The sequence below is a fragment of the Lysinibacillus contaminans genome (assembly GCF_001278945.1).
GTDB lineage: Bacteria > Bacillota > Bacilli > Bacillales_A > Planococcaceae > Lysinibacillus > Lysinibacillus contaminans.
This window is the reverse complement of record NZ_LGRV01000003.1, coordinates 1,964,276-1,985,504: the sequence shown is the minus strand read 5'-3', so window position 1 is coordinate 1,985,504 and position 21,229 is coordinate 1,964,276. Positions and strand designations below refer to the sequence as shown.

Below are 21,229 nucleotides of genomic sequence, written 5' to 3'. Positions count from 1 at the left end.
GGGGTTGTTTTTGATGAAATGTCATGAAGTAGTAGCGATTGTAACAGGTGGTGCGTCAGGTTTAGGGGAGGCAACTGTGCGCAAAATTGTAGGAGAAGGCGGCAAGGCTGTTATATTTGATGTCAATGACGAACGAGCAACTGCCCTTGTACAGGAGCTAGGTGAAAATGTGCAATATGCACGCGTAGATGTGACGAAAGAGGTGGATGTTGCAGCAGGCTTGGAACAGGCTCTAGCAGCATTTGGATTGGTGAATGTGGCTGTGAACTGTGCGGGGATTGCAATTGGAAGCAAAGTACTGTCAAAGCGAGGAGTACATGCACTCGATTCTTTCGAAAAGGTAATATCTGCAAATTTAATCGGGACGTTCAATGTAATTCGCCTCTCTGCTGAAAAAATGCAGCATAATGAGCCGGATGAAGATGGTCAACGTGGTGTCATTATTAATACAGCGTCTGTGGCTGCTTTTGATGGGCAAATTGGACAAGCAGCCTATAGTGCTTCAAAAGGTGGCGTGGCAGCGATGACATTGCCAATTGCTCGCGAACTGGCGGATATAGGTGTACGTGTCATGACGATTGCACCGGGATTAATTGATACACCAATGTTTGCGACGCTTCCAGAGCCGGCAAGAGAAGCGCTAGGGGCTATGACACCGTTTCCGAAGCGACTAGGTAAACCGTCTGAATATGCATTGCTTGTTGAAAGTATTATTCACAATGGGTTGTTAAATGGAGAGGTGATTCGCCTAGACGGTGCCATCCGAATGCAGCCAAAGTAAGGGGGAGCGCTTATGCGGTATAGTTTTGAGACAGAAGAGCATGATGTTTTCCGAAAAACAGTGCGGAAATTTTTGCAAAAGCATGCGGAGCCGTATATTGATACGTGGGAAAAGGAGAAGCGTGTTCCACTAGCATTTTGGCATACACTTGGCGAGATGGGTTACCTTTGTCCGCAGGTAGCAGAAACATATGGCGGTCTTGGTCTTGATTTTAGCTATAATGTCGTCATTGCTGAAGAGCTAGAGCGTATTGCGTCTAGTTTAATCGGAATTGGTCTTCATAACGATATAGTCGTGCCTTATATTGAGTCCTTTGGTACAGAAGCACAAAAGGAGCGGTGGCTACCGAAGTGTGTGACGGGTGAAATCATCACTGCAATCGCTATGACGGAGCCTGGGACTGGATCGGATTTAGCTGCTATTCAAACAGTTGCTAAAAAAGAGGGTGAATACTACATTGTTAATGGTCAAAAAACCTTTATTACCAATGGGATTCACAGTAATGTTGTGATCGTTGTTGTTAAAACAGATGTAAATGCGGGACATAAGGGAATTAGTTTATTAGTTGTGGAAGAAGGTATGGAAGGCTTTACACGAGGGAGACAGCTAGAGAAAGTTGGACTCCATGCACAGGATACTGCAGAGCTATATTTTGAAGATTGTAGGGTACCCGTTGGTAATTTACTGGGTGAAGAGGGGAAAGGTTTTTATTATTTAATGAATAAGCTTCAGCAGGAGCGTTTAGTTGCAGCACTTGGCGCACAAATAGCCGCAGAGGATATGTATGATACAACACTTGAATATGTAAAAACACGAACAGCATTCGGTAGACCAATCGGTACTTTCCAAAATACACAATTTAAAATGGCAGAAATGGCAACACAGATTGAAATCGGAAAAACCTTTTTAGAAAGTTTATTAGTAGCACATATGGCTGGTAAGGATATCGTGACGAAGGTTTCGATGGCGAAATATTGGATTACAGAAAATGCGCGTCAAATGGCTGCTCAATGTATGCAGCTACATGGTGGCTACGGTTATATGGAAGAGTATAAGATTGCTAGAAGATACCGAGATATTCCAGTAGCTTCGATTTATGCCGGAACAAATGAAATTATGAAAACGATTATTGCCAAAAATATCGGTTTATAGCAGCAATCAGCCTTGGATGTTTATTAAATTGAGAATGAAGGGGAGAGATTTTATGCATATGATGGACACACCTTTATTATTAACGAGTTTTTTAAACAGAGCAGAGCGTTTTTTCCATGCTAAGAAAATAGTTTCTCGTACAAGCCCTACAACGATTCAGGAATTTACGTATAAAGAATATGTAAGTCGTACACGTAAGCTAGGGGATGCATTAACGAAGCTTGGAATGACAAGAGGTATGAAAGTTGGTTCGTTTGCCTGGAACCACCATCGACATTTAGAAGCCTATTTTGCAGTTCCATGTGCAGGAGCTGTACTCCATATGATCAACATTCGATTAGCATCGGAACATATTCTCTATGTCATTAACCATGCAGAGGATGAAATTTTACTGATTGATGATAATTTAGTGCCGCTCATCGCGCCATTTGCTGCGCAGTTAAAAACAGTGAAGCATTTTATCGTTATGGGGGATGCGGTGTCGTTAGATAATTGTCCATTGCCGAATGCTCACTCATATGAGGAATTACTAGCAGCTGCAAGCGATGATTTTGTTTTCCCAGAAGATTTAGATGAAAATACTCCGGCTGGTATGTGCTATACAAGTGCGACAACAGGTATGCCAAAAGGTGTCGTGTATACGCATCGTAGTCTTGTGCTTCATAGTATTTCGTTGGGCTTGTCAGATAATACTGGCCTTTGTGAGAACGACGTAGCACTTCCAGTCGTTCCAATGTTCCATGCAAATGCTTGGGGTTTACCGTTTGCGAGTGTATTATTTGGGACTACTCAAGTACTGCCTGGGCCGATGTTTTCACCACAAATACTGCTCGATTTGATAGAGCAGTACAAGGTGACGTTGACAGCAGGTGTGCCAACGATTTGGTTAGGTGTTTTACAGGAGCAACGCCAAAACCCACGCGATTTATCGTCGCTTCGTCTCATTCTTAGTGGTGGTTCAGCATCTCCGGTCGGTTTAATTCGTGGCTTTGAAGAGGAGCAGGGAATTCCGTTTTACACGGGCTATGGCATGACGGAAACATCGCCACTTGTAAGTATAGCGACTTATTTAACGCATATGCATAATTATACGCAAGATGAAAAAATGCAGATTCGTGCGTTGCAAGGACTCACGACGCCACTCATTGAGACGCGAATTGTCAATGAAGAAGGTGAAGTACCATGGGATGGTACAACGATGGGTGAGCTTACGATACGTGGACCTTGGATTGCAGCAGAATATTACAACGATGAGCGCACAGCCGAAGCCTTTAAGGATGGGTGGCTCTATACGGGTGACATTGCTGTTATGACGCCAGATGGTTACATTAAAATTACGGATCGTACGAAGGATTTGATTAAGAGTGGAGGAGAATGGATTTCCTCAGTCGACCTTGAGAATGCACTTATGACACACAGTAAAGTATTTGAAGCGGCGGTCATTGCTATGCCACATGAAAAATGGCAAGAGCGTCCATTAGCGTGCGTTGTACCAAAGCCTGAGTTTAAAGATACGATTACAAAAGAAGAGTTATTAGAGAGCCTTCGTGGTCAATTCCACAAAACATGGATTCCCGATGATGTACTATTCATAGACGAAGTACCGAAATCTTCTGTCGGTAAATTTTTAAAGGCAAAACTAAGAGAAGATTTAAAAGATTATCGTATAGAGGTTTAATCACGAAGGAGCTGACCGAAATCTGGAAAGCTCCTTTAATATTATTTAATAAATGAAACTATAGGTTAACACCAAAATTGGTTCTTGAATCGCACTATATTGATATAAAGCATTTGGATCGGAGAGCGGCGACTCCCTTAGTGGAATGTACGTTTAAGTAAATGTTTTGAAAAGGCTGTTTTCTAAATGATTATTGTTTTTCAATGAAGCAGATTAGTATTATAAACTATTTATAATGAAAAAAATCTGTTAATCTAAGATGGAAAATAGGTATTAGAATCAAAATCATTGGAGGATCTGCATTTGAAACAAATAATATATTTACTTAGACATGGAGAAACTGAATTTAATGTAAAAGGCAAATATCAGGGAGAACTTGATTCACCGCTAACTCCAGAAGGAATCGAACAAGTGGAGAATAATGGTAGATTATTGAAATTGTTTATAGACAATCCGAAAGAATGGGATTTCATTTCTAGTCCATTAGGTAGGGCTAAACGGAGTACTGATATAATATGTGAAGTTATAGGATACGACAAAAATAAAGTTACAATGGACAATAGATTAAGAGAGGTTTCAGTCGGTAAATGGGCTGGTTTAACTACAAAAGAAATAGAAAAATCTTGGCCAGATCTTATAGAAAATACTAATAGCTATAATTGGTATTTTAATTCTCCGAACGGGGAAAGCTATGATTCTGTTGTAGAAAGAGTATCAGATTGGCTTCGTTCCATTCGGGATAAAGAAAAAGTTATAGTAATGTCACATGGACTTACAGGAAGAATAATAAGAGGTGTATATAAAAATCTAGAAAAAGATCAAGCACTAATCTTAGAAGTGTCTCAGAATACTTTCTTCAAACTGGCAGATAAGCAGATAGCAAGATTTTGTTCAGAGTATGAAGAGTTTTAGTAAATAGGATACCACTTTTTATTTATGTGAATATACGAATTGGAATTTTCATTAAAAAACAACTGTATTAATGGCAAAATGAAGGGTCGCTCATTCATATGTCATTTTGAGGAGATGTCCCTGCAATAGAATAAAGATGATCATAGTTTATGAAAAAAACTTAAACTATCGGTTAGATTTTGTTGAATATTTGATTCGCGAAATACTCAAATCAAAATAACGATGACCCCTCAAGTTTTTGTGAAATCATAGCTGTTTTTTATCATAAGACAGATAAAGTAACAATCAATAAGAAAACAGTTTTTGAAAAAGAGTCGAAACTATATTTCTGTTTTATCGTATAATTTAGTTAAAGGAAGGATGTGGATGTATGAGCATTGCAATAGTTGCGATAATTGGTGGAGTGGTCATTGCATTAGCCGGTATTTTTACAGAAGCACGTACAAGGGGACAAAAGATTAAAATGAAGACTGTTCAACAAGAAATAGAATTGGAAAAGCTAAGACTCGAATCGTATACAATGGAAACTGAAAAAATGAGACTGGAACTGGAACATTCGAAAGTTCAGTTACTAGAAACGAAACAAAGTTCACTCAATAAACCGTGATCCCCCTTGAAAGCCTATTTCAGTAATGCTATTTTTCCGTTATAATGGAAATAAGACGCAAGAGGGGAAGATGACCATATGTCTGATTATGTTCAATTTATAGAAGGTATTAAACGTAAAACAGGTATTGATTTAGCTTTATACAAAGAAGCGCAAATGAAGAGACGTTTAACTTCTCTCTATGAGAAAAAAGGTTATCGTGATTTTGTTGATTTTTTAAGAGCGCTAGAGCAAGATCGAGATTTAATGAACGAATTTTTAGATCGTATGACGATTAATGTGTCAGAATTTTATCGCAACGGTAAACGTTGGGAAGTATTAGAAAAGAAAATTCTCCCGAAATTATTGCAAACAAATAAACGTTTGAAAATTTGGAGTGCTGCATGTTCAACTGGAGAAGAGCCATACTCATTAGTGATGGTATTGTCTCAGTTAGTGCCACTATCACAAATTCAAGTAATTGCCACTGATTTAGATGAAAATGTTATTCAAAAGGCAAAGTTAGGACTTTATCCGGAGCGCTCGTTAGCCGAAGTACCAAAGGATATTCAAGCAAAGTACTTTGAAAAAGAAGGTAACTTCTTTAAAGTGAAAGACGAAATTAAGCGTTGTGTCACATTTAAAAAACATAATCTTTTAAAGGACAATTATGAATCTAATTTTGATTTAATCGTTTGCCGTAATGTCATGATTTATTTTACTGAAGAAGCGAAAGATCAAATTTATGCGAATTTCAGTAAGTCACTTCGCAAGGATGGTATCTTATTTGTTGGCTCAACAGAGCAAATCTTTAATCCATCACGTTATAATTTTGAAGTAGAGGATACGTTCTTTTATCGCAAAAATAGTTAATTGTATATGGAAACATACGTACAGAGGACAAGCCTTTATTCACGTACATATAATACAAGCATTAGATCTGGATGAAATTGCGCTTTTCGCTTGTTAGTGAAAAAGCGTATTTTTATTTTAGGCAATTATGAATGGCTGAATTTTGCATAAATCGTTCAGAATATTCGCATATAATATTGTGGCGTTTGAAAAGGCACTGTTTTTTTCGAGAAAATATGTTATAGTGAAAAATACATACTTTAGCGAGTTGAAGGGAGAAAGCGTTTATGCGTTACTTAACAGCAGGAGAGTCACACGGACCTCAATTGACGACAATTATTGAGGGGTTACCATCATTATTACCAATTACAGCAGCAACGATAAATCATGATTTAAAACGACGTCAAGGAGGTCATGGTCGTGGTCGTCGTATGCAAATCGAGACGGATACAGTAGAAATCGTTGGTGGCGTGCGTCATGGCCAAACACTAGGTTCACCTGTCGCACTTGTTGTAACGAATGATGACTGGAAGCATTGGACTAAAATCATGGGTGCAGAACCACTAGCAGATGATGTGAATCCAGAAGATATTAAACGTCAAATTTCACGTCCGCGCCCAGGGCATGCCGATTTAGTAGGAGGCATGAAATACGGACACCGTGATTTGCGAAATATATTAGAGCGATCTTCAGCGCGTGAAACGACTGTCCGCGTGGCAGTAGGTGCTGTAGCAAAAGCATTATTAAAAGAACTTGGTATTTCAATTGTGTCACACGTAACCGAAATCGTTGGCATTAAAGCAGATACTTCAGTTATAGAAGGAAAGACAGCAGACGAAATCCGTGAAATTATTGAAGCGGACCCTTGTTACTGCGTAGATCCGGTCGCATCAGCCAAAATGGTAGAAGCAATTGATGAAGCGAAAAAAGCAGGAGACACTATCGGTGGTGTTGTAGAAGTTATTGTAGAAGGTATGCCAGCAGGTGTCGGTTCTTACGTGCACTATGATCGTAAACTAGATGCGAAACTAGCAGCAGCCATGCTCTCTATTAATGCATTCAAAGGTGTCGAGTTTGGTATTGGCTTTGAAATGGCTCGTCGTAAAGGCTCTGAAGTACATGATGAAATTATTTGGTCAGAAGAAGAAGGCTACACACGTGCTACAAATCGTCTTGGCGGTTTAGAAGGCGGTATGTCTACAGGCATGCCAATTGTCGTTCGTGGTGTGATGAAGCCAATTCCAACATTATATAAACCACTGCAAAGTGTTGATATCGAAACAAAAGAACCATTTAAAGCGAGCGTTGAGCGTTCAGATAGCTGTGCAGTACCGGCAGCTTCAGTTGTAGCCGAGCATGTTATTGCCTGGGAAATTGCAAGTGCCATTATGGATCAATTCCACGGCGATCAATTACCACAATTAAAAGCTCAAATCGACGAACAGCGCCGTTACGCAAAGGAGTTTTGATGTATGCGCGTACCAGTAGCGACAAAATCTCACCATTATGATGTTGTGCTTGGGCATAATTTTTTAGCCGAAGCAGTCAAATCATTTGATGATAAATTGCAAAAAGCAGATAAACTCATTGTTTTTACAGACGCCAACGTATGGGCAGCTCAGGGTGACTATTTTAAAGCTAATTTCCCATATGAATTTGAAGTCTTTGTGCTTCCAGGTGGAGAAGCTTGTAAAACATTCGAACAATATAATGCGGCACAAACCTTTTTACTTGAGCAAAAATGCTCACGTAAATCCTTCGTTTTCGCTTTCGGTGGTGGTGCAGTTGGGGATCTAACAGGCTTCGTAGCAGCGACCTATATGCGCGGTGTGCCGTTTATTCAAATTCCGACGACGATTTTAGCGCATGACTCAGCAGTTGGTGGGAAAACAGCCATCAATCATCCACTTGGCAAAAATATGATCGGTGCCTTTTATCAGCCTGAAGGTGTGGTTTACGACACGATCTTTATTGAGAGCTTACCAGAGCGTGAAGTGCGTTCGGGTACAGCCGAAGTCATTAAGCATGCGATGATTTCAAATGCAACGTGGCTAAAAGAGCTGATGGCTGCGGATTCGGTTATTCACTTTACTACAGAGGAATTAGCGAAACAGCTAAAGGCCGGTATTGAAGTAAAGGCAAAAATCGTATCAGAAGACGAGACAGAGCAATCTGTACGCAAATATTTAAACTTAGGGCATACGTATGGGCATGCCATTGAGGCAGCTGCTGGTTATGGTAAAGTTGCACACGGCGAGGCGGTAATGATTGGCTTAGTGTATTGCTTATTACTAAGTGAACGCTACGGAGAATTAGACCGTACTTTCACGAAAGAATTTTTACAGTTTGCGCTAAAAAATGGCTATCCATTTGAAGCGGTGAATCACTATTCATTTGAAGAGTTAATGGAGTATTTACTAAAAGATAAAAAAGCGGAATACGGCGTGTTGCAATTTGTTTTGCTCGAAAGAATTGGGGAGCCTTTTGTGCGACCAATTGAACTAGCAGAGTGCAAAGAAGTAGATGCCGAATTTAGACAGCTATTAGCGGAGGTGCTTGTATGATTCGTGGACTTAGAGGAGCAATAACAATTGAATCGGACCAGCCAGAGCTTGTATGGGATGAGACTGCAAGGTTAGTACGAGAGGTTGTAGCGGCAAACAACGTCGATGTTGATGATATTGCTTCTATTATTATTTCTACAACGCCAGATATTACATCAGCGTTCCCAGCTCGTTCTGTACGTTTAATGGACGGCTGGCAGTTTGTACCGGTTATGTGTATGCATGAGATGGATGTCCCAAACGCCCTGCCACTATGTATTCGCGTACTGATTCATGCGAATGTTGAAGTAGCACAAAAAGATGTACAACATTTGTATTTAAACGAAGCAATAAAATTAAGACCAGATTTAGCTCAAGCTTAATAATAGAGGAGACGGTAGAGATGAAATGGAAACAACAAATTCACGGCATGAAAGCCTATCAACCTGGTAAACCAATTGCAGAAGTACAACGCGAATTTGGTTTAAAAGAAGTTATTAAACTAGCATCCAACGAAAATCCGTTTGGTTGCTCACCAAAAGTAACAGCCTATTTAAAAGACGATGCGACGAATCATGCAATCTATCCAGATGGCTACGCACAAAACTTACGTACAGCTGTGGCAGACCACTTAGGTGTGAAAGAAACACAACTTCTTTTCGGGAATGGCTCAGATGATATTATTACGATGATTACTCGTGCCTTGTTGTATCCGGGTGTGAACACAATTATGGCAGACCCTTCATTCTCGCAATACTGGCACAATGCTGAAATCGAAGGTGCAGAAATACGTAAAATCCCGTGCATCGAAGGCGCACATGATTTAGACGCAATGGCAGCTGCAATTGATGACAAAACTTCCGTTGTTTGGGTATGTAGTCCGAATAACCCAACCGGAGTTGTCATTCCAGATGCAGACCTACGAGCATTCCTAAATAAAGTACCGAGTGACGTACTCGTTATTTTAGATGAAGCTTATCTCGAATACGTAACACACCCAGGACATAAAGAGACGCTACCATTAATTAATGAATATCCAAACGTGTTATTAATGCGTACATTCTCAAAAGCTTATGGTCTTGCATCATTCCGCGTTGGTTATGCAATTGGTCAACCCGAAATAATTGCAAAGCTTGATCCAGTACGTGCACCATTTAATAATACAATTTTAAGTCAGTCGGTAGCCGCAATCGCGCTGAGTGACCAGGATTATATTAAAGCATGCAGAGAAGCAAATGAAAAAGGCAAAAAACAATACGTTGAATTTTGTGAAAAACATAATTTAAACTATTACCCATCTGATACAAACTTTATTTTCTTTAACACAAGAGCAGATAGTGATGTTGTTTTCAATGAGCTCATGAAACGTGGATTTATTATCCGTAGTGGAAATGCTTTAGGTGCACCAGGTTTTATCCGAATCACAATCGGCACTGAAGCTCAAAATGCAGCGCTGTTAAGTCATCTTGAAGAAGTGTTAAAAGAGCAAGGAGTTTTTGCATGACACGGAAAGTGCTAGTTATTGGGCTAGGCTTAATCGGCGGCTCAATTGCCCTGGCTTTACAGAAAGCGCCTGAAACGAAAATTTTCGGCTATGATATGGACGAAAAAACACGCGAACATGCAGCGACACTACAAATCGTGCATGAGGTGGTAACAGATCCTAAAGAAGCCGCTGAAGAAGTGGATGTAATTATTTTTGGAACACCAGTCAACGCAACATTAGACTGGATGGAACAATTAAAATCTTGGCCACTTAAAAATAAAGTGATTATTACAGATACAGGTAGTACGAAAAAAATGATTATGCAAAAAGCAGGGGAATTACGTGCACAAGGCATTACATTTATCGGTGGTCACCCAATGGCGGGCTCACATAAAAGTGGTGTGTTAGCTGCAAAGCCTCATCTTTTTGAAAATGCTTATTATATGCTAACGCCACTGGCTGGTGAGGAAATCACCAATATGGCGCAACTTGAGAGCTTATTGAAATTTACACATGCAAAAGTTGTGAGTGTATCTGCACGTGAACATGACCATATGACAGCAGTTGTTAGTCATTTCCCACATGTCATTGCCGCTTCTTTAGTTCATCAGCTGGGCGATGAAAAAAGCGAATACCCAATGACACGCTCGCTTGCCGCTGGAGGCTTCCGTGACGTGACACGTATTGCGTCATCTAATCCAATTTTATGGCGTGACATTACGCTACAAAACCGTGATGAGCTTATTGTACAATTAGAAGGCTGGCAGTCAGAGATGGACCGTGTGAAGAAACTTTTACTTGAAGGAAATTCGGACGACATTGAAAGCTATTTTGCTGTAGCAAAAGAATTGCGTGATGAATTACCAATTAGTGCAGGTGCGATGTTTACATCATTCGATTTATATGTCGATGTACCTGACTATCCGGGTGTAATCTCTGAAGTAACAGGTTTACTCGCAGATGAAGCGATTAGTATTACCAACCTACGTATCATAGAATCTCGTGAGGATGTATTTGGGGTACTTGTAATAAGCCTTCAAAATGAAAATGACCGAGAACGTGCCGCAACGTGTATTCAAAAGCGTGCGAATTTTGAAACGTATATTTCTTAAAGAGGAAAGCGTCGAACAATCGGCGCTTTCTATCTTCATTCAGAGGACGTATAACGCCCGCTGAATGAAGATAAAGCCTCCGGCGGATGTCACAGATTTTGAAGGCCTAGGAGGATGTCAGCCCAAGTACGTCGCATCCATGCGACAATAGCTGACTGACCTGCGTCATGCAGGCCTGAGCACAATTCAAAATCTGGACGCAATTACGCCAAGGCGTAATTGAACTTCATATAGAGGGGAGAAATAATAATGAGTGAAAAAGAATTACAATATAGTAAACCTTCCCTACAAGGGACGATAACAATTCCAGGAGATAAGTCGGTCTCTCATCGTTCGGTCATGTTCGGCTCGATTGCGACAGGTAGAACGACAGTGAGTGGCTTTTTACTTGGAGAAGATTGCTTAAGTACAATTGACTGCTTCCGAAAACTTGGTGTGGAAATCGAGGTAGATGGCACAAATGTGACTATTAACAGTGCCGGTATCGATGCATGGCAAGAACCGACAGAGGTGCTATACACAGGGAACTCGGGTACGACAACTCGTCTAATGCTTGGTATTTTAGCGGGCTCTTCTGTGCATACAGTCATGACAGGGGATGCATCTATCGGTAAGCGTCCGATGCGCCGTGTCATTGATCCACTACGCCAAATGGGAGCTCATATCACTGGACGTGCAGATGGACAATATACACCGCTTGCCATTCAAGGAACAACACTGCAAGCGATTGATTATCAAATGCCTGTTGCCAGTGCACAAGTAAAATCAGCTATTTTGCTTGCAGGCTTGCGTGCTGAAGGGACTACAATTGTCCGCGAAACAGAGGTCTCTCGTGACCATACAGAGCGTATGCTTCGCCAATTTGGTGCGCAAGTAGACGTAGCAGATGGCGTAGTGTCGTTTAAAGGCGGACAAACTCTAACAGGGACGCATGTATCAGTACCGGGGGATATTTCATCGGCTGCCTTTTTCTTAGCGGCAGGCGCGATTTGTCGTGATAGTGACATCGTGCTAGAAAATGTAGGCGTGAACCCTACACGTGACGGGATGATTGAAGTGCTACAAAATATGAACGCGGCAATGACAATGGAGCGAGAGAATGACGGTGGTGCTGAGCCAACTGCTACGATACGAATTCAGACTTCGACATTGAAAGGAACAACAATCGAGGGAGCGATCATTCCACGTTTAATCGATGAAATTCCGATTATAGCGCTTCTAGCAACACAGGCAAACGGCAAAACAATCATTAAAGATGCCGAAGAGTTAAAGGTAAAAGAAACAGACCGTATTACAGCAGTTGTAGATGAATTAAAGAAATTAGGTGCCAACATTGAAGCAACAGATGATGGCATGATTATTGAAGGTCCTACGCCATTACATGGTGCAAATTTAAAAACATATGGCGACCATCGTATTGGTATGATGGGGGCTGTGGCGGCTTTAATTACTGATGGTGCGGTGACTTTAGATGATGCAGACTGTATTGCTGTATCATACCCGGAATTTTTCGAACATATTGAAGTTGTGAAAAAATAATGAAAACAAGACTCTCCAGTACTTTTGGGGAGTTTTTTCTTGTTTAGATAGATAATGTCTTGTAGCATAAAGATATTAATGAAAGAATAGGTGAATATCCATGAACAATCCGATGAATGAACTCGTGCAAGCCCTTGAACAAGGTGACTTAGCGTTAATAGACCAATTACTTGAACCTTTTTTAACAAATGCGATGCCAGAAGAGCAATATTCAATCGCTGAATTATTTATGCAATACGGCTACATGAAAGAAGCTGACCGAGTACTCGAACATTTACAATTTTTATTCCCTGAAGAAGCACAGCTGAAAATTGACCGAGCAAATGTATTAATGGAGCTTGGAGACGAAGATGGAGCGCTGGATTTACTGCTAGAAGTGGAAGAAACAGCTCCTGAATATCCACAGGCACTTCTTGCATTAGCTGACTACTACCAAATGCAAGGGTTGTTTGAGGTGGCTGAAACGCGTATTAACGAGGCGTTAGCTATTTTGCCAGATGAGCCTTTATTACAATTTGCTAAAGCTGAATTATTGTTTGAAACAGGTCGATTTTTAGAGGCGGCACGACTTTATGAAGAATTACACGAAATGCAAGAAGAATTTGCTGGGGTAAGTCTGATTGAACGTCTTGCAGAGATTTACCGTGCAGGTGCTGCGTATGAAACAGCGTTAGATTATTATTTAAAGGCACTTGAAGATGAAGTTAAACCAGACATTTTATTTGGAGCTGCTTATTCAGCTTTCCAATCAAAAAAATATGAAATGGCAATTAAGCAGTTAGAGGAGCTAAAAGAATTAGATCCTGACTACTTCTCTGCGTATTTATTACTAGCTGAAGCCTATGCAATGATAGAAGATAATAAAAATGCCTATTTAGCAATTAAAGAAGGTTTAAAACGTGATGAATACGACAAATCACTATTTTTATTTGCCGGCAAGATGGCACTGAAAAACGGCCTCCCAGAGGAAGCTGTGGGTTATTTACGTGAGGCTGTTGCGTTGGATCCTGAGTATATGGAAGCGGTGCTTGCGTTGATGTCAGTGTTGGCAAAACAAGAACGTCATGAGGACGTTATAGAACTATTTGAAACGCTACAAAAAAATGATTTTGAATGGGATGCGCTATATCCGCTTACTGCAGAAGCTTATGCGAATTTAGAGCAGTATGACCGTGCATACGAATTTTACCGTTTGGCATATACTGAGTTTAAGGAAGACGCAACATTTTTAGAAAAATATGTTTATTTCTTATTGGATGACGGAAAACGTTCGGAAGCAAGGGAGATTGTTGAACAATTAATTGCATTGGAGCCTGGGGAACCACAATGGCAAGAAATGTTGGAGAGCTTAGAATTCGAATAAAGGGGGGAGTGGGTATGACTGCTTCTGTATCAGTTGTCGATAAAAAGACATTTGTGAGATGGTTTTTAAAAAATTATCAGTTGAAACGTCGGGAATGTGTATGGATTTTAAACTACTTATTAAGTAATGATGAATTGCTTAAACATATACGATTTGTAGAAGAAGCACATTATTGTCCAAGAGGAATGGTTATGTCAACGGTTGAGTCAACAGGTGTACCATTTCGTTTTTACAAAGGGAACGTCATGACAGCAGATGCTGAAAAATCTTTTCATGATTTACGCTTAAACGAGAAGGAAGATATGTATTTGCAGTTGAATTTTCCAAATATACCACCAAGTACGCAATACTTAGCTGTTCTTGAAGAAAACCCTTATATGCCAGAGACACTACTAGTCAGTGAAAAAGACCGTTTGCTAGCAGAAGAAATGTTATCGAGTAGTTTACTTGTGTTCCAACAAGAGAAACTATTAGCGCAAATTGATGAGGCATTGGATAAAGGCGACGAGATTCGTTTTTATGAGTTGTCAAATTTATTACAAGCGTTGAAGCAAACAGCAGAACGAAACTAAAGATTTACCAATTAGGAAAAATGAGTGCCCTTTATGCATTTCTATATGGTACGATTACGAGGTGAAGTATAGATTTCACTTCGTAATCGTTTGCCTAATAGAAGTGGAAGAGGGTACTTTTTTATTTTAGCAATACAGGGAGGATTTTCTGATGTATTTTAATGCAAAAGATATAACAGAGTTCATGGCACAGAAGGAATTTATTGACACAGCGATTGTGCCACTAGTATCAGTTGATTTATCAAACGAAAAAATGAAGCAAAGTGGTGCAGAAGCAGATTTTTTAATTGCATTAACGGCCTTTATTGAACAGCAATTTAAAGGGCGTCTACTTGTCATGCCGCTATTTTCATATAGCACTGTCATGAAAAATGAAGAGATGCCTAAGCAACTGGAAATACAATTACATAATGCTGGTTTTAAACATGTATTTTTCATAACTTGTGACCGTTTTTGGACAAATATTGAAGAATTGATAAATGTTATATGGTTACCTGCAATACCGCTAGAATCAATGGATAAAGGCGTGAAAAACTCTATTCTTGAAGATCAATTAAGACAAGTTATTCCAATTTTTTCGACTAAATGGTCACAAAACTAACAATTTGTTTCAATATTTGTTCACATTCTTAGAGTTTCCACAGAATGCTATATTGACCAAGCTATGGTCTTGATATATCATAGATATGTCCTAGTATTACTATTTGTAGAAGCATGTCCGTTGGACTGACCTTTAAAGGTAGAGGGGGGAAAAGGATGAGTAATAATAGAGTTTCACGACGCCAGTTTCTTAGCTACACATTAACAGGTGTAGGTGGTTTCATGGCAGCAGGTATGTTAATGCCTATGGTACGTTTTGCGTTAGACCCTGTACTTCAAAAGCATGAAGGTGGGGATTTCGTACTAACAGAGCAAAAAATCGCTGACATCACGGAGGCCCCTATCAAAGTTGACTTTACATTTGAGCAAGTTGACGCATGGTACAAAGCAGATGTTACAAATACTGCGTGGGTTTATAAAGATGGCGATGTAATCGTCGCACTATCACCAGTATGTAAGCATTTAGGTTGTATGGTGGACTGGGAACATAAAGACGGAAATAAAAATGAGTTCTTCTGTCCTTGTCACGCTGGGCGTTACACGAAAAACGGAGGCAATATTGCAGGTACACCACCTCTAGGTCCGTTGGATGAATTCGAAGTACAAGAAAAAGATGGTTATTTAATGATTGGTCCATCAAAACCAAATACGCTAGTTTAATCTGTTAGGGGGTACGAAATCAGTGCTAAACAAAATTTATGATTGGGTCGATGAACGACTAGATATTACACCGATTTGGCGTGATATTGCCGACCACGAAGTGCCAGAGCACGTTAACCCTGCACACCATTTCTCAGCATTCGTTTACTGCTTCGGTGGATTAACATTCTTCATCACAGTAATTCAAATTCTTTCTGGTATGTTCTTAACAATGTACTATGTACCGGATGTAGAGAATGCTTGGAAATCAGTTTATTACTTACAAAACGAAGTAGCATTCGGCGAAATCGTTCGTGGTATGCATCACTGGGGGGCTTCATTAGTTATCGTAATGATGTTCTTACATACGCTTCGTGTATTCTTCACAGGTTCATATAAAAAACCTCGTGAATTAAACTGGATGGTTGGTGTAGGTATCTTTGGTGTAATGATTGGTCTAGGTTTCACAGGCTATTTATTACCATGGGATATGAAAGCATTATTCGCTACTAAAGTAGGTATCGAAATTGCTGCATCTGTACCGTTTATCGGTCAAATGATTAAAGTATTATTAGCGGGGGATGCAACGATTATCGGTGCACAAACGTTAACACGATTCTTTGCGATTCATGTATTCTTCTTGCCTGCAGTATTGTTTGGGTTACTAGCAGCTCACTTTATCATGATTCGACGTCAAGGAGTTTCAGGACCGTTGTGATTTAAGCTTGACGGTTCGATGATTTTTTAAAGGAGGGGACACTATGCATCGCGGAAAAGGAATGAAATTCGTCGGCGATTCACGTATTAAAGCGAATCATCGTATGCCGAACGTTCCAAAAGATTATTCCGAGTATCCAGGGAAAACAGAAGCTTTCTGGCCAAACTTCTTATTAAAAGAATGGATGGTTGGTGCTGTATTCTTAATTGGTTATTTATTATTAACTGTCGCTCACCCTTCACCACTTGAGGGGCCAGCAGATCCAACAAAACCATATACTCCATTACCGGACTGGTATTTCTTATTTATTTATCAATTATTAAAGTACACATATGCGTCTGGTCCATATAATGTAATCGGAGCAATCGTAATGCCGGGTATTGCGTTTATGGCACTATTATTAATGCCATTCTTAGATACAACTCCAGAACGTAAGCCATCTAAACGCCCATTACCAACTGCATTCATGATGCTAACTTTGGCTTCAATGTTCTACTTAACTTGGGAGTCAGTAGTAAATCATGACTGGGTAGCTGGTAAAGCGCAAGGTGCTATCGTGCACGAAGTAGAATTTGATAAAGAATCAGAAGGTTACCAAGCCTATTCTGCTTCATCATGTATTGGTTGTCATGGTGGAGATTTGACTGGTGGCGCAGGTCCTGGGTTAACGAACACAGGTTTAACTGCTGATGAGATAAAGAACATTGCAATCAATGGTTCTGAATCTGGTGCAATGCCAGCTGGTCTGTGGCAAGGTACTGATGAAGATTTACAAAAAGTTGCAGAATTTATCGAAAGTTTAAAATCTGAATAATTTTAAAAAAGAGTCGGGTAACTGGCTCTTTTTTTCATCATTTTTATACATACTAGCAGTAATGTAGAATAAGGCAAACATAAAGGAGTTTTAAACATGCAACTAACACGCGCAAATATTTGGTATTTATTAACGCACCGTTCATTTTTGATTGTGTTACTTATTGTGAATTTTTTAGGGACGTTATATGGGTACTACTGGTATGGGTGGCAACTAGCCATAACAGAGCCGATTTTTTATATTTTCGTGCCAGATAGTCCGACAGCTAGCTTGTTTTTTTGTTTTGTGTTAGTGGCGTGGATCTTAGGTAAAAGCTGGCCTTTAATGGAGGTTTTAGCGCTTGTGACGCTTGTGAAATATGGGTTATGGGCAGATGTCATGAATATTTTGACATTAATAGAAACAGGCTCGATTGGCTGGCAGGGCTGGATGCTAGTCGGCTCACACTTTGCAATGGCTGCACAGGCTGTCATCTATTTATCAAAATATACATTTAAATTATGGCATGTAGGTGTTGCGGCCGTTTGGACATTGCATAATGATGTCATCGATTATGTGTTTGGGCAAATGCCGATGTATCGTGTTCTTGCGGATTACACAAACTATATTGGGTACTTTACATTTTGGTTGTCCATTATTTGTATCAGTTTAGCGATTTTTTCTATTAAATGGCGTAATCATTTGCCGAAATAATAAAAACTAGCTAGAATTAAATCATAAAGCTAGAAAGGGGATAAAAAATTGTCAACAAGTATGTATATTGTCTATTTTGCAATAATTATGCTGCTACCACTTTATGCACAGCTTAAAGTAAAAGGCACATATAAGAAATTTGCAAAAGTACGTACAGCGAAAGGACAAACTGGTGCTGAAGTTGCCCGTGCAATTTTGGATGCAAACGGTTTGTATGATGTACGTGTTGTGCCGACACAAGGTGTGTTATCAGACCACTATAATCCGGCGACTAAAACAGTTGCTTTATCTGAAAGTAACTTCTATGAATCGAGTATTGCTGGTGCTGCGGTTGCTGCCCATGAGGTAGGACATGCAATTCAACATAAAGAAGCGTATTCAATGCTTACTTTACGTAGTAAACTTGTACCAGTTGCAAATATTTCATCAAATGCATCATGGATTTTCGTAATGATTGGTATTTTTGCAAGTAGCACGAATTTTTTACTGCTTGGTATTGTCTTATTAGCTGCAGGTGTCGTGTTCCAATTAGTAACATTGCCAGTAGAGTTTGATGCGTCTAAGCGTGCGCTTGTGCAAATGAATTCAATGGGTATTATTACGAATGAAGAAGAACGTCCAGCACGTAAAGTGTTAAGTGCCGCTGCATTAACATACGTAGCAGCAGCAGCAGTAGCTGTGCTTGAATTATTACGTTTAATTTTAATTTTTACGAATATGCGTAGTGATGACTAATTAAAAGACTCGTTGTAGTGCATTTATTGTGCTATGGCGAGTTTTTCTTTTGCGTTGAATGCACTTTTTAATCAAATTAATTAGAAAACGCCAGACAATTTGTCTAGGGCACTGAAAAACGCTAATGTTGAAATTTTTATAGTAATTATTTGCAGGAGCATTACATTTTTTATAAGGATTTAGCGCGGAGGTGTGAGATTTCTGCGGGAAAGCGAACGCCAGAGCGCTAAATCCTAAGAAGTGATTTTTATTAGAGTTTTATTGCGAGAACCGCTTTCTCTGTGCCTACCAATTTGTCCAGCGTCAATTTTAGTGTAACGGTTGTTTTTGATCGTCGAGGGTAAAACCTTCACCGGCGACATCGTGCACTTCAAAAATTGATACGAATGCATGTGGATCTACTTCGTGAATAATTGATTTTAAGCGAACCAGTTCATTACGACCTACAACGCAGTATAATACTTCCTTATCTTCTTTAGTGAAGTGACCCTGACCTTGTAAAGTCGTTACTCCTCGTTCCATCCGCAGCGAAATCATATCGGCAATGGCACTAGGATTTTCTGAAATAATGAGTGCACCACGCGCTGCATAAGCCCCGTCTTGTACAAAGTCAATCACACGAGCCCCGACGAATACCGCAACGAGTGTATACATCATTGAACGCGCATCTAAAAACGTCAGCCACGATAATAAAATAACTATCGCATCAAACATAAACATCGATTTTCCCATGCTCCAGCCCAAATATTTGTGAGCTAGGCGTGCTAAAATATCGACACCACCCGTTGTACCACCAAAGCGGAAGACAATACCAAGCCCAAGTCCGACAAATACCCCTGCAAAGAGTGAGACAAGGAATAAATCATCTTGTAAATGAATATCGAACTGATAAACTTGGAAGATTTTTAAGAAAATAGAAACGGAAACCGTGCCAATAACGGTATAGATAAAAGCTTTTTTTCCGAGTAAACGCCAGCCAATGAAAAACATTGGGATGTTTAATAGCAAATTTAGCAATGCAGGGTCCCAACCTAGTGTAAAATAGAAAACAAGGGTAATACCACTGAAGCCGCCTTCCCCAAGCTGGTGTTGCATATTAAAATGTACTAAACCAAAGCTATATATCGCTGCGCCGAGCATTATTGCCAGGACGTTGCGTATTTTAATTTGTTTGAGCATAATACCTCCCGTGAATTTTCTGACAAATGAAGTAGTGCATTCTATTATCTGATATTTTATTGTTTTTGACAACAATGGTGTAAAATATATACGATATAGTGTAGGAGTGTGAAAATAAATGAAAGATCAAATGAGCATGCAGGCTTTGCAAAAGCGTGTAGACGATTATATCGGACAATTTAAAGAAGGTTATTTTCCACCGTTTGAGCTGTTAGCACGTTTAACAGAAGAACTTGGTGAATTGTCACGTGAAGTGCAGGACGTCTACGGACAAAAAAAGAAAAAGAGCACAGAAGCTACGAATAGTATTGAAGAAGAATTAGGCGACTTTTTCTTCGTATTAGTATGTTTTGCAAATGCTCAAGGAATTAAACTAGATGAGGCACTACTTGGCGTCATAAATAAATTTGAAACGCGAGATAAAGATCGATGGACTAGGAAGGATGAAGAATAATGACTATTCGTGTAGCAATAGCAGGACCAAGAGGAAAAATGGGAGCAGAAGCTGTACATACCATCATGAAAAATGGCAAAATGGAATTAGTTGCTGTACTTGATTATAAGGAGGTTGGGGTGACTTTAGCAGATTTAGACATGTTCCCTTCCAACTATACAGCACCGATTTTCACGGACATGAAAGAGCTTGTAGCAGCGACTGATCCGGATGTATTGGTTGATTTAACAAATCCACATGCCGTCTATAAGCATACCAAAGAAGCATTAGCATTAAATGTAAGACCTGTTATCGGTACAACAGGCTTTACAGATGCTCAACTAGAGGAATTAACAGCACTGGCGAGAGAAAAGGATCTGGGTTGCATTATCGCGCCAAACTTTGCCATTGGTGCTATTTTAATGATGAAATTCGCCAAAGAAGCAGCTAAATATTTACCAGATGTTGAAATTATTGAAATGCATCATGACCAAAAGTTAGATGCTCCGTCTGGTACTGGTGTGAAGACAGCGCAAATGATTCAAGAAGTGCGCGCACAGAAAATACAAGGGCACTTAGAAGAAAAAGAAACAATTGAAGGCGCGAGAGGTGCTGATTTTGATGGCATGCGTATTCACTCAGTACGGTTACCTGGTTTAGTAGCACATCAACAAGTATTATTTGGTGGGGACGGACAGCTTTTAACGATTCGTCATGACTCATTAAATCGCGCTTCATTTATGTCAGGCGTTGCATTTTGCGTCGAAGAAGTGATGAAAATGGACCAGCTTGTATATGGTTTAGAAAATATTATTTAACATGAATGAATGGAGAGATTTCCT

At 39.8% G+C, this 21,229-nt stretch carries 23 protein-coding genes; 22 read left to right on the top strand and 1 reads right to left on the bottom strand.

What is annotated here, in order from left to right:
* Positions 1-13: 13 nt before the first annotated feature.
* The 20 genes from AEA09_RS11790 to AEA09_RS11695 all read left to right on the top strand — a co-directional run bounded on the left by AEA09_RS11790 (position 14) and on the right by AEA09_RS11695 (position 18,775).
* A complete protein-coding gene (locus tag AEA09_RS11790; RefSeq protein WP_053584026.1) occupies positions 14-781 on the top strand; it encodes a 3-hydroxyacyl-CoA dehydrogenase in 768 nt (255 codons plus the stop codon).
* A 12-nt stretch (positions 782-793) separates the two neighbouring features.
* On the top strand, positions 794-1,933 hold the full coding sequence (locus tag AEA09_RS11785) for an acyl-CoA dehydrogenase family protein (protein WP_053584025.1): 1,140 nt from the start codon (positions 794-796) through the stop codon (positions 1,931-1,933).
* A 52-nt stretch (positions 1,934-1,985) separates the two neighbouring features.
* Entirely contained in the window at positions 1,986-3,611 is a 1,626-nt protein-coding gene (locus AEA09_RS11780; RefSeq protein WP_082332642.1) for a long-chain fatty acid--CoA ligase, read from the top strand.
* A gap of 303 nt (positions 3,612-3,914) precedes the next feature.
* Positions 3,915-4,523, top strand: a complete 609-nt coding sequence (locus AEA09_RS11775; RefSeq protein WP_053584024.1) for a histidine phosphatase family protein — start codon at positions 3,915-3,917, stop codon at positions 4,521-4,523.
* Positions 4,524-4,893: 370 nt separating this feature from the next.
* Positions 4,894-5,130: a hypothetical protein gene (locus AEA09_RS11770; protein ID WP_053584023.1), complete on the top strand. Its 237-nt coding sequence runs from the start codon at positions 4,894-4,896 to the stop codon at positions 5,128-5,130.
* Between the two features lie 78 nt (positions 5,131-5,208).
* Positions 5,209-5,982 carry a CheR family methyltransferase gene (locus AEA09_RS11765; protein WP_053584022.1) on the top strand — a complete coding sequence of 258 codons (774 nt, stop codon included), beginning with the start codon at positions 5,209-5,211 and terminating at the stop codon, positions 5,980-5,982.
* A 266-nt stretch (positions 5,983-6,248) separates the two neighbouring features.
* On the top strand, positions 6,249-7,430 hold the full coding sequence (aroC, locus tag AEA09_RS11760) for a chorismate synthase (RefSeq protein WP_053584021.1): 1,182 nt from the start codon (positions 6,249-6,251) through the stop codon (positions 7,428-7,430).
* A gap of 3 nt (positions 7,431-7,433) precedes the next feature.
* Complete coding sequence (gene aroB, locus AEA09_RS11755; RefSeq protein ID WP_053584020.1) at positions 7,434-8,525, top strand: 3-dehydroquinate synthase; 1,092 nt, start codon at positions 7,434-7,436, stop codon at positions 8,523-8,525.
* Complete coding sequence (gene aroH / locus AEA09_RS11750) at positions 8,522-8,887, top strand: chorismate mutase (RefSeq protein WP_053584019.1); 366 nt, start codon at positions 8,522-8,524, stop codon at positions 8,885-8,887. Before aroB ends, aroH begins: the two co-directional genes overlap by 4 nt.
* Before the next feature lie 20 nt (positions 8,888-8,907).
* Positions 8,908-10,008, top strand: a complete 1,101-nt coding sequence (hisC, locus tag AEA09_RS11745; protein WP_053584018.1) for a histidinol-phosphate transaminase — start codon at positions 8,908-8,910, stop codon at positions 10,006-10,008.
* On the top strand, positions 10,005-11,102 hold the full coding sequence (locus AEA09_RS11740; protein ID WP_053584017.1) for a prephenate dehydrogenase: 1,098 nt from the start codon (positions 10,005-10,007) through the stop codon (positions 11,100-11,102). The genes hisC and AEA09_RS11740 overlap by 4 nt, the downstream gene beginning before the upstream one ends.
* Positions 11,103-11,351: 249 nt before the next feature.
* The gene (aroA, locus tag AEA09_RS11735; RefSeq protein WP_053584016.1) at positions 11,352-12,641 is read left to right on the top strand and encodes a 3-phosphoshikimate 1-carboxyvinyltransferase; all 1,290 of its coding nucleotides are present in this window, start codon (positions 11,352-11,354) and stop codon (positions 12,639-12,641) included.
* Positions 12,642-12,741: 100 nt separating this feature from the next.
* On the top strand, positions 12,742-14,004 hold the full coding sequence (locus AEA09_RS11730) for a tetratricopeptide repeat protein (protein ID WP_053584015.1): 1,263 nt from the start codon (positions 12,742-12,744) through the stop codon (positions 14,002-14,004).
* A gap of 14 nt (positions 14,005-14,018) precedes the next feature.
* The gene (locus tag AEA09_RS11725) at positions 14,019-14,576 is read left to right on the top strand and encodes a ReoY family proteolytic degradation factor (RefSeq protein WP_053584014.1); all 558 of its coding nucleotides are present in this window, start codon (positions 14,019-14,021) and stop codon (positions 14,574-14,576) included.
* Positions 14,577-14,727: 151 nt separating this feature from the next.
* Positions 14,728-15,177 (top strand): DUF2487 family protein, encoded by a 450-nt coding sequence (locus AEA09_RS11720; RefSeq protein WP_053584013.1) that lies wholly within the window; start codon positions 14,728-14,730, stop codon positions 15,175-15,177.
* Positions 15,178-15,332: 155 nt separating this feature from the next.
* A complete protein-coding gene (locus tag AEA09_RS11715; protein ID WP_053584012.1) occupies positions 15,333-15,836 on the top strand; it encodes a Rieske (2Fe-2S) protein in 504 nt (167 codons plus the stop codon).
* A 22-nt stretch (positions 15,837-15,858) separates the two neighbouring features.
* Entirely contained in the window at positions 15,859-16,533 is a 675-nt protein-coding gene (qcrB, locus tag AEA09_RS11710) for a menaquinol-cytochrome c reductase cytochrome b subunit (protein WP_053584011.1), read from the top strand.
* 43 nt (positions 16,534-16,576) lie between these two features.
* Entirely contained in the window at positions 16,577-17,347 is a 771-nt protein-coding gene (locus AEA09_RS11705; protein WP_053584010.1) for a menaquinol-cytochrome c reductase cytochrome b/c subunit, read from the top strand.
* A 96-nt stretch (positions 17,348-17,443) separates the two neighbouring features.
* Positions 17,444-18,040, top strand: coding sequence for a lipoprotein heptaprenylglyceryl N-acetyltransferase LhaT (lhaT, locus tag AEA09_RS11700; RefSeq protein ID WP_053584009.1), 597 nt, complete (start codon positions 17,444-17,446; stop codon positions 18,038-18,040).
* Between the two features lie 60 nt (positions 18,041-18,100).
* Positions 18,101-18,775 carry a zinc metallopeptidase gene (locus tag AEA09_RS11695; protein ID WP_053584700.1) on the top strand — a complete coding sequence of 225 codons (675 nt, stop codon included), beginning with the start codon at positions 18,101-18,103 and terminating at the stop codon, positions 18,773-18,775.
* Between the two features lie 309 nt (positions 18,776-19,084).
* Here the strand turns inward: AEA09_RS11695 and AEA09_RS11690 are convergent, their stop codons facing one another.
* Positions 19,085-19,954, bottom strand: coding sequence for a YitT family protein (locus AEA09_RS11690; RefSeq protein ID WP_053584008.1), 870 nt, complete (start codon positions 19,952-19,954; stop codon positions 19,085-19,087).
* Positions 19,955-20,072: 118 nt separating this feature from the next.
* Here AEA09_RS11690 and AEA09_RS11685 point away from each other — a divergent pair, with 118 nt between their 5' ends.
* Together AEA09_RS11685 and dapB are read left to right on the top strand one after the other, a co-directional pair.
* A complete protein-coding gene (locus AEA09_RS11685; protein ID WP_053584007.1) occupies positions 20,073-20,408 on the top strand; it encodes a nucleotide pyrophosphohydrolase in 336 nt (111 codons plus the stop codon).
* Positions 20,408-21,205 (top strand): 4-hydroxy-tetrahydrodipicolinate reductase, encoded by a 798-nt coding sequence (dapB, locus tag AEA09_RS11680; RefSeq protein WP_053584006.1) that lies wholly within the window; start codon positions 20,408-20,410, stop codon positions 21,203-21,205. The genes AEA09_RS11685 and dapB overlap by 1 nt, the downstream gene beginning before the upstream one ends.
* Positions 21,206-21,229 lie beyond the last annotated feature (24 nt).

Bases quoted from the DNA above. Each gene is read 5' to 3' on its own strand.
- AEA09_RS11790 (WP_053584026.1), top strand. From the start codon at position 14: ATGAAATGTCATGAAGTAGTAGCGATTGTAACAGGTGGTGCGTCAGGT.
- AEA09_RS11785 (WP_053584025.1), top strand. From the start codon at position 794: ATGCGGTATAGTTTTGAGACAGAAGAGCATGATGTTTTCCGAAAAACA.
- AEA09_RS11780 (WP_082332642.1), top strand. From the start codon at position 1,986: ATGCATATGATGGACACACCTTTATTATTAACGAGTTTTTTAAACAGA.
- AEA09_RS11770 (WP_053584023.1), top strand. From the start codon at position 4,894: ATGAGCATTGCAATAGTTGCGATAATTGGTGGAGTGGTCATTGCATTA.
- AEA09_RS11765 (WP_053584022.1), top strand. From the start codon at position 5,209: ATGTCTGATTATGTTCAATTTATAGAAGGTATTAAACGTAAAACAGGT.
- aroC (WP_053584021.1), top strand. From the start codon at position 6,249: ATGCGTTACTTAACAGCAGGAGAGTCACACGGACCTCAATTGACGACA.
- aroB (WP_053584020.1), top strand. From the start codon at position 7,434: ATGCGCGTACCAGTAGCGACAAAATCTCACCATTATGATGTTGTGCTT.
- aroH (WP_053584019.1), top strand. From the start codon at position 8,522: ATGATTCGTGGACTTAGAGGAGCAATAACAATTGAATCGGACCAGCCA.
- hisC (WP_053584018.1), top strand. From the start codon at position 8,908: ATGAAATGGAAACAACAAATTCACGGCATGAAAGCCTATCAACCTGGT.
- AEA09_RS11740 (WP_053584017.1), top strand. From the start codon at position 10,005: ATGACACGGAAAGTGCTAGTTATTGGGCTAGGCTTAATCGGCGGCTCA.
- aroA (WP_053584016.1), top strand. From the start codon at position 11,352: ATGAGTGAAAAAGAATTACAATATAGTAAACCTTCCCTACAAGGGACG.
- AEA09_RS11730 (WP_053584015.1), top strand. From the start codon at position 12,742: ATGAACAATCCGATGAATGAACTCGTGCAAGCCCTTGAACAAGGTGAC.
- AEA09_RS11725 (WP_053584014.1), top strand. From the start codon at position 14,019: ATGACTGCTTCTGTATCAGTTGTCGATAAAAAGACATTTGTGAGATGG.
- AEA09_RS11720 (WP_053584013.1), top strand. From the start codon at position 14,728: ATGTATTTTAATGCAAAAGATATAACAGAGTTCATGGCACAGAAGGAA.
- AEA09_RS11715 (WP_053584012.1), top strand. From the start codon at position 15,333: ATGAGTAATAATAGAGTTTCACGACGCCAGTTTCTTAGCTACACATTA.
- AEA09_RS11705 (WP_053584010.1), top strand. From the start codon at position 16,577: ATGCATCGCGGAAAAGGAATGAAATTCGTCGGCGATTCACGTATTAAA.
- lhaT (WP_053584009.1), top strand. From the start codon at position 17,444: ATGCAACTAACACGCGCAAATATTTGGTATTTATTAACGCACCGTTCA.
- AEA09_RS11695 (WP_053584700.1), top strand. From the start codon at position 18,101: ATGTATATTGTCTATTTTGCAATAATTATGCTGCTACCACTTTATGCA.
- AEA09_RS11690 (WP_053584008.1), bottom strand. From the start codon at position 19,954: ATGCTCAAACAAATTAAAATACGCAACGTCCTGGCAATAATGCTCGGC.
- AEA09_RS11685 (WP_053584007.1), top strand. From the start codon at position 20,073: ATGAAAGATCAAATGAGCATGCAGGCTTTGCAAAAGCGTGTAGACGAT.
- dapB (WP_053584006.1), top strand. From the start codon at position 20,408: ATGACTATTCGTGTAGCAATAGCAGGACCAAGAGGAAAAATGGGAGCA.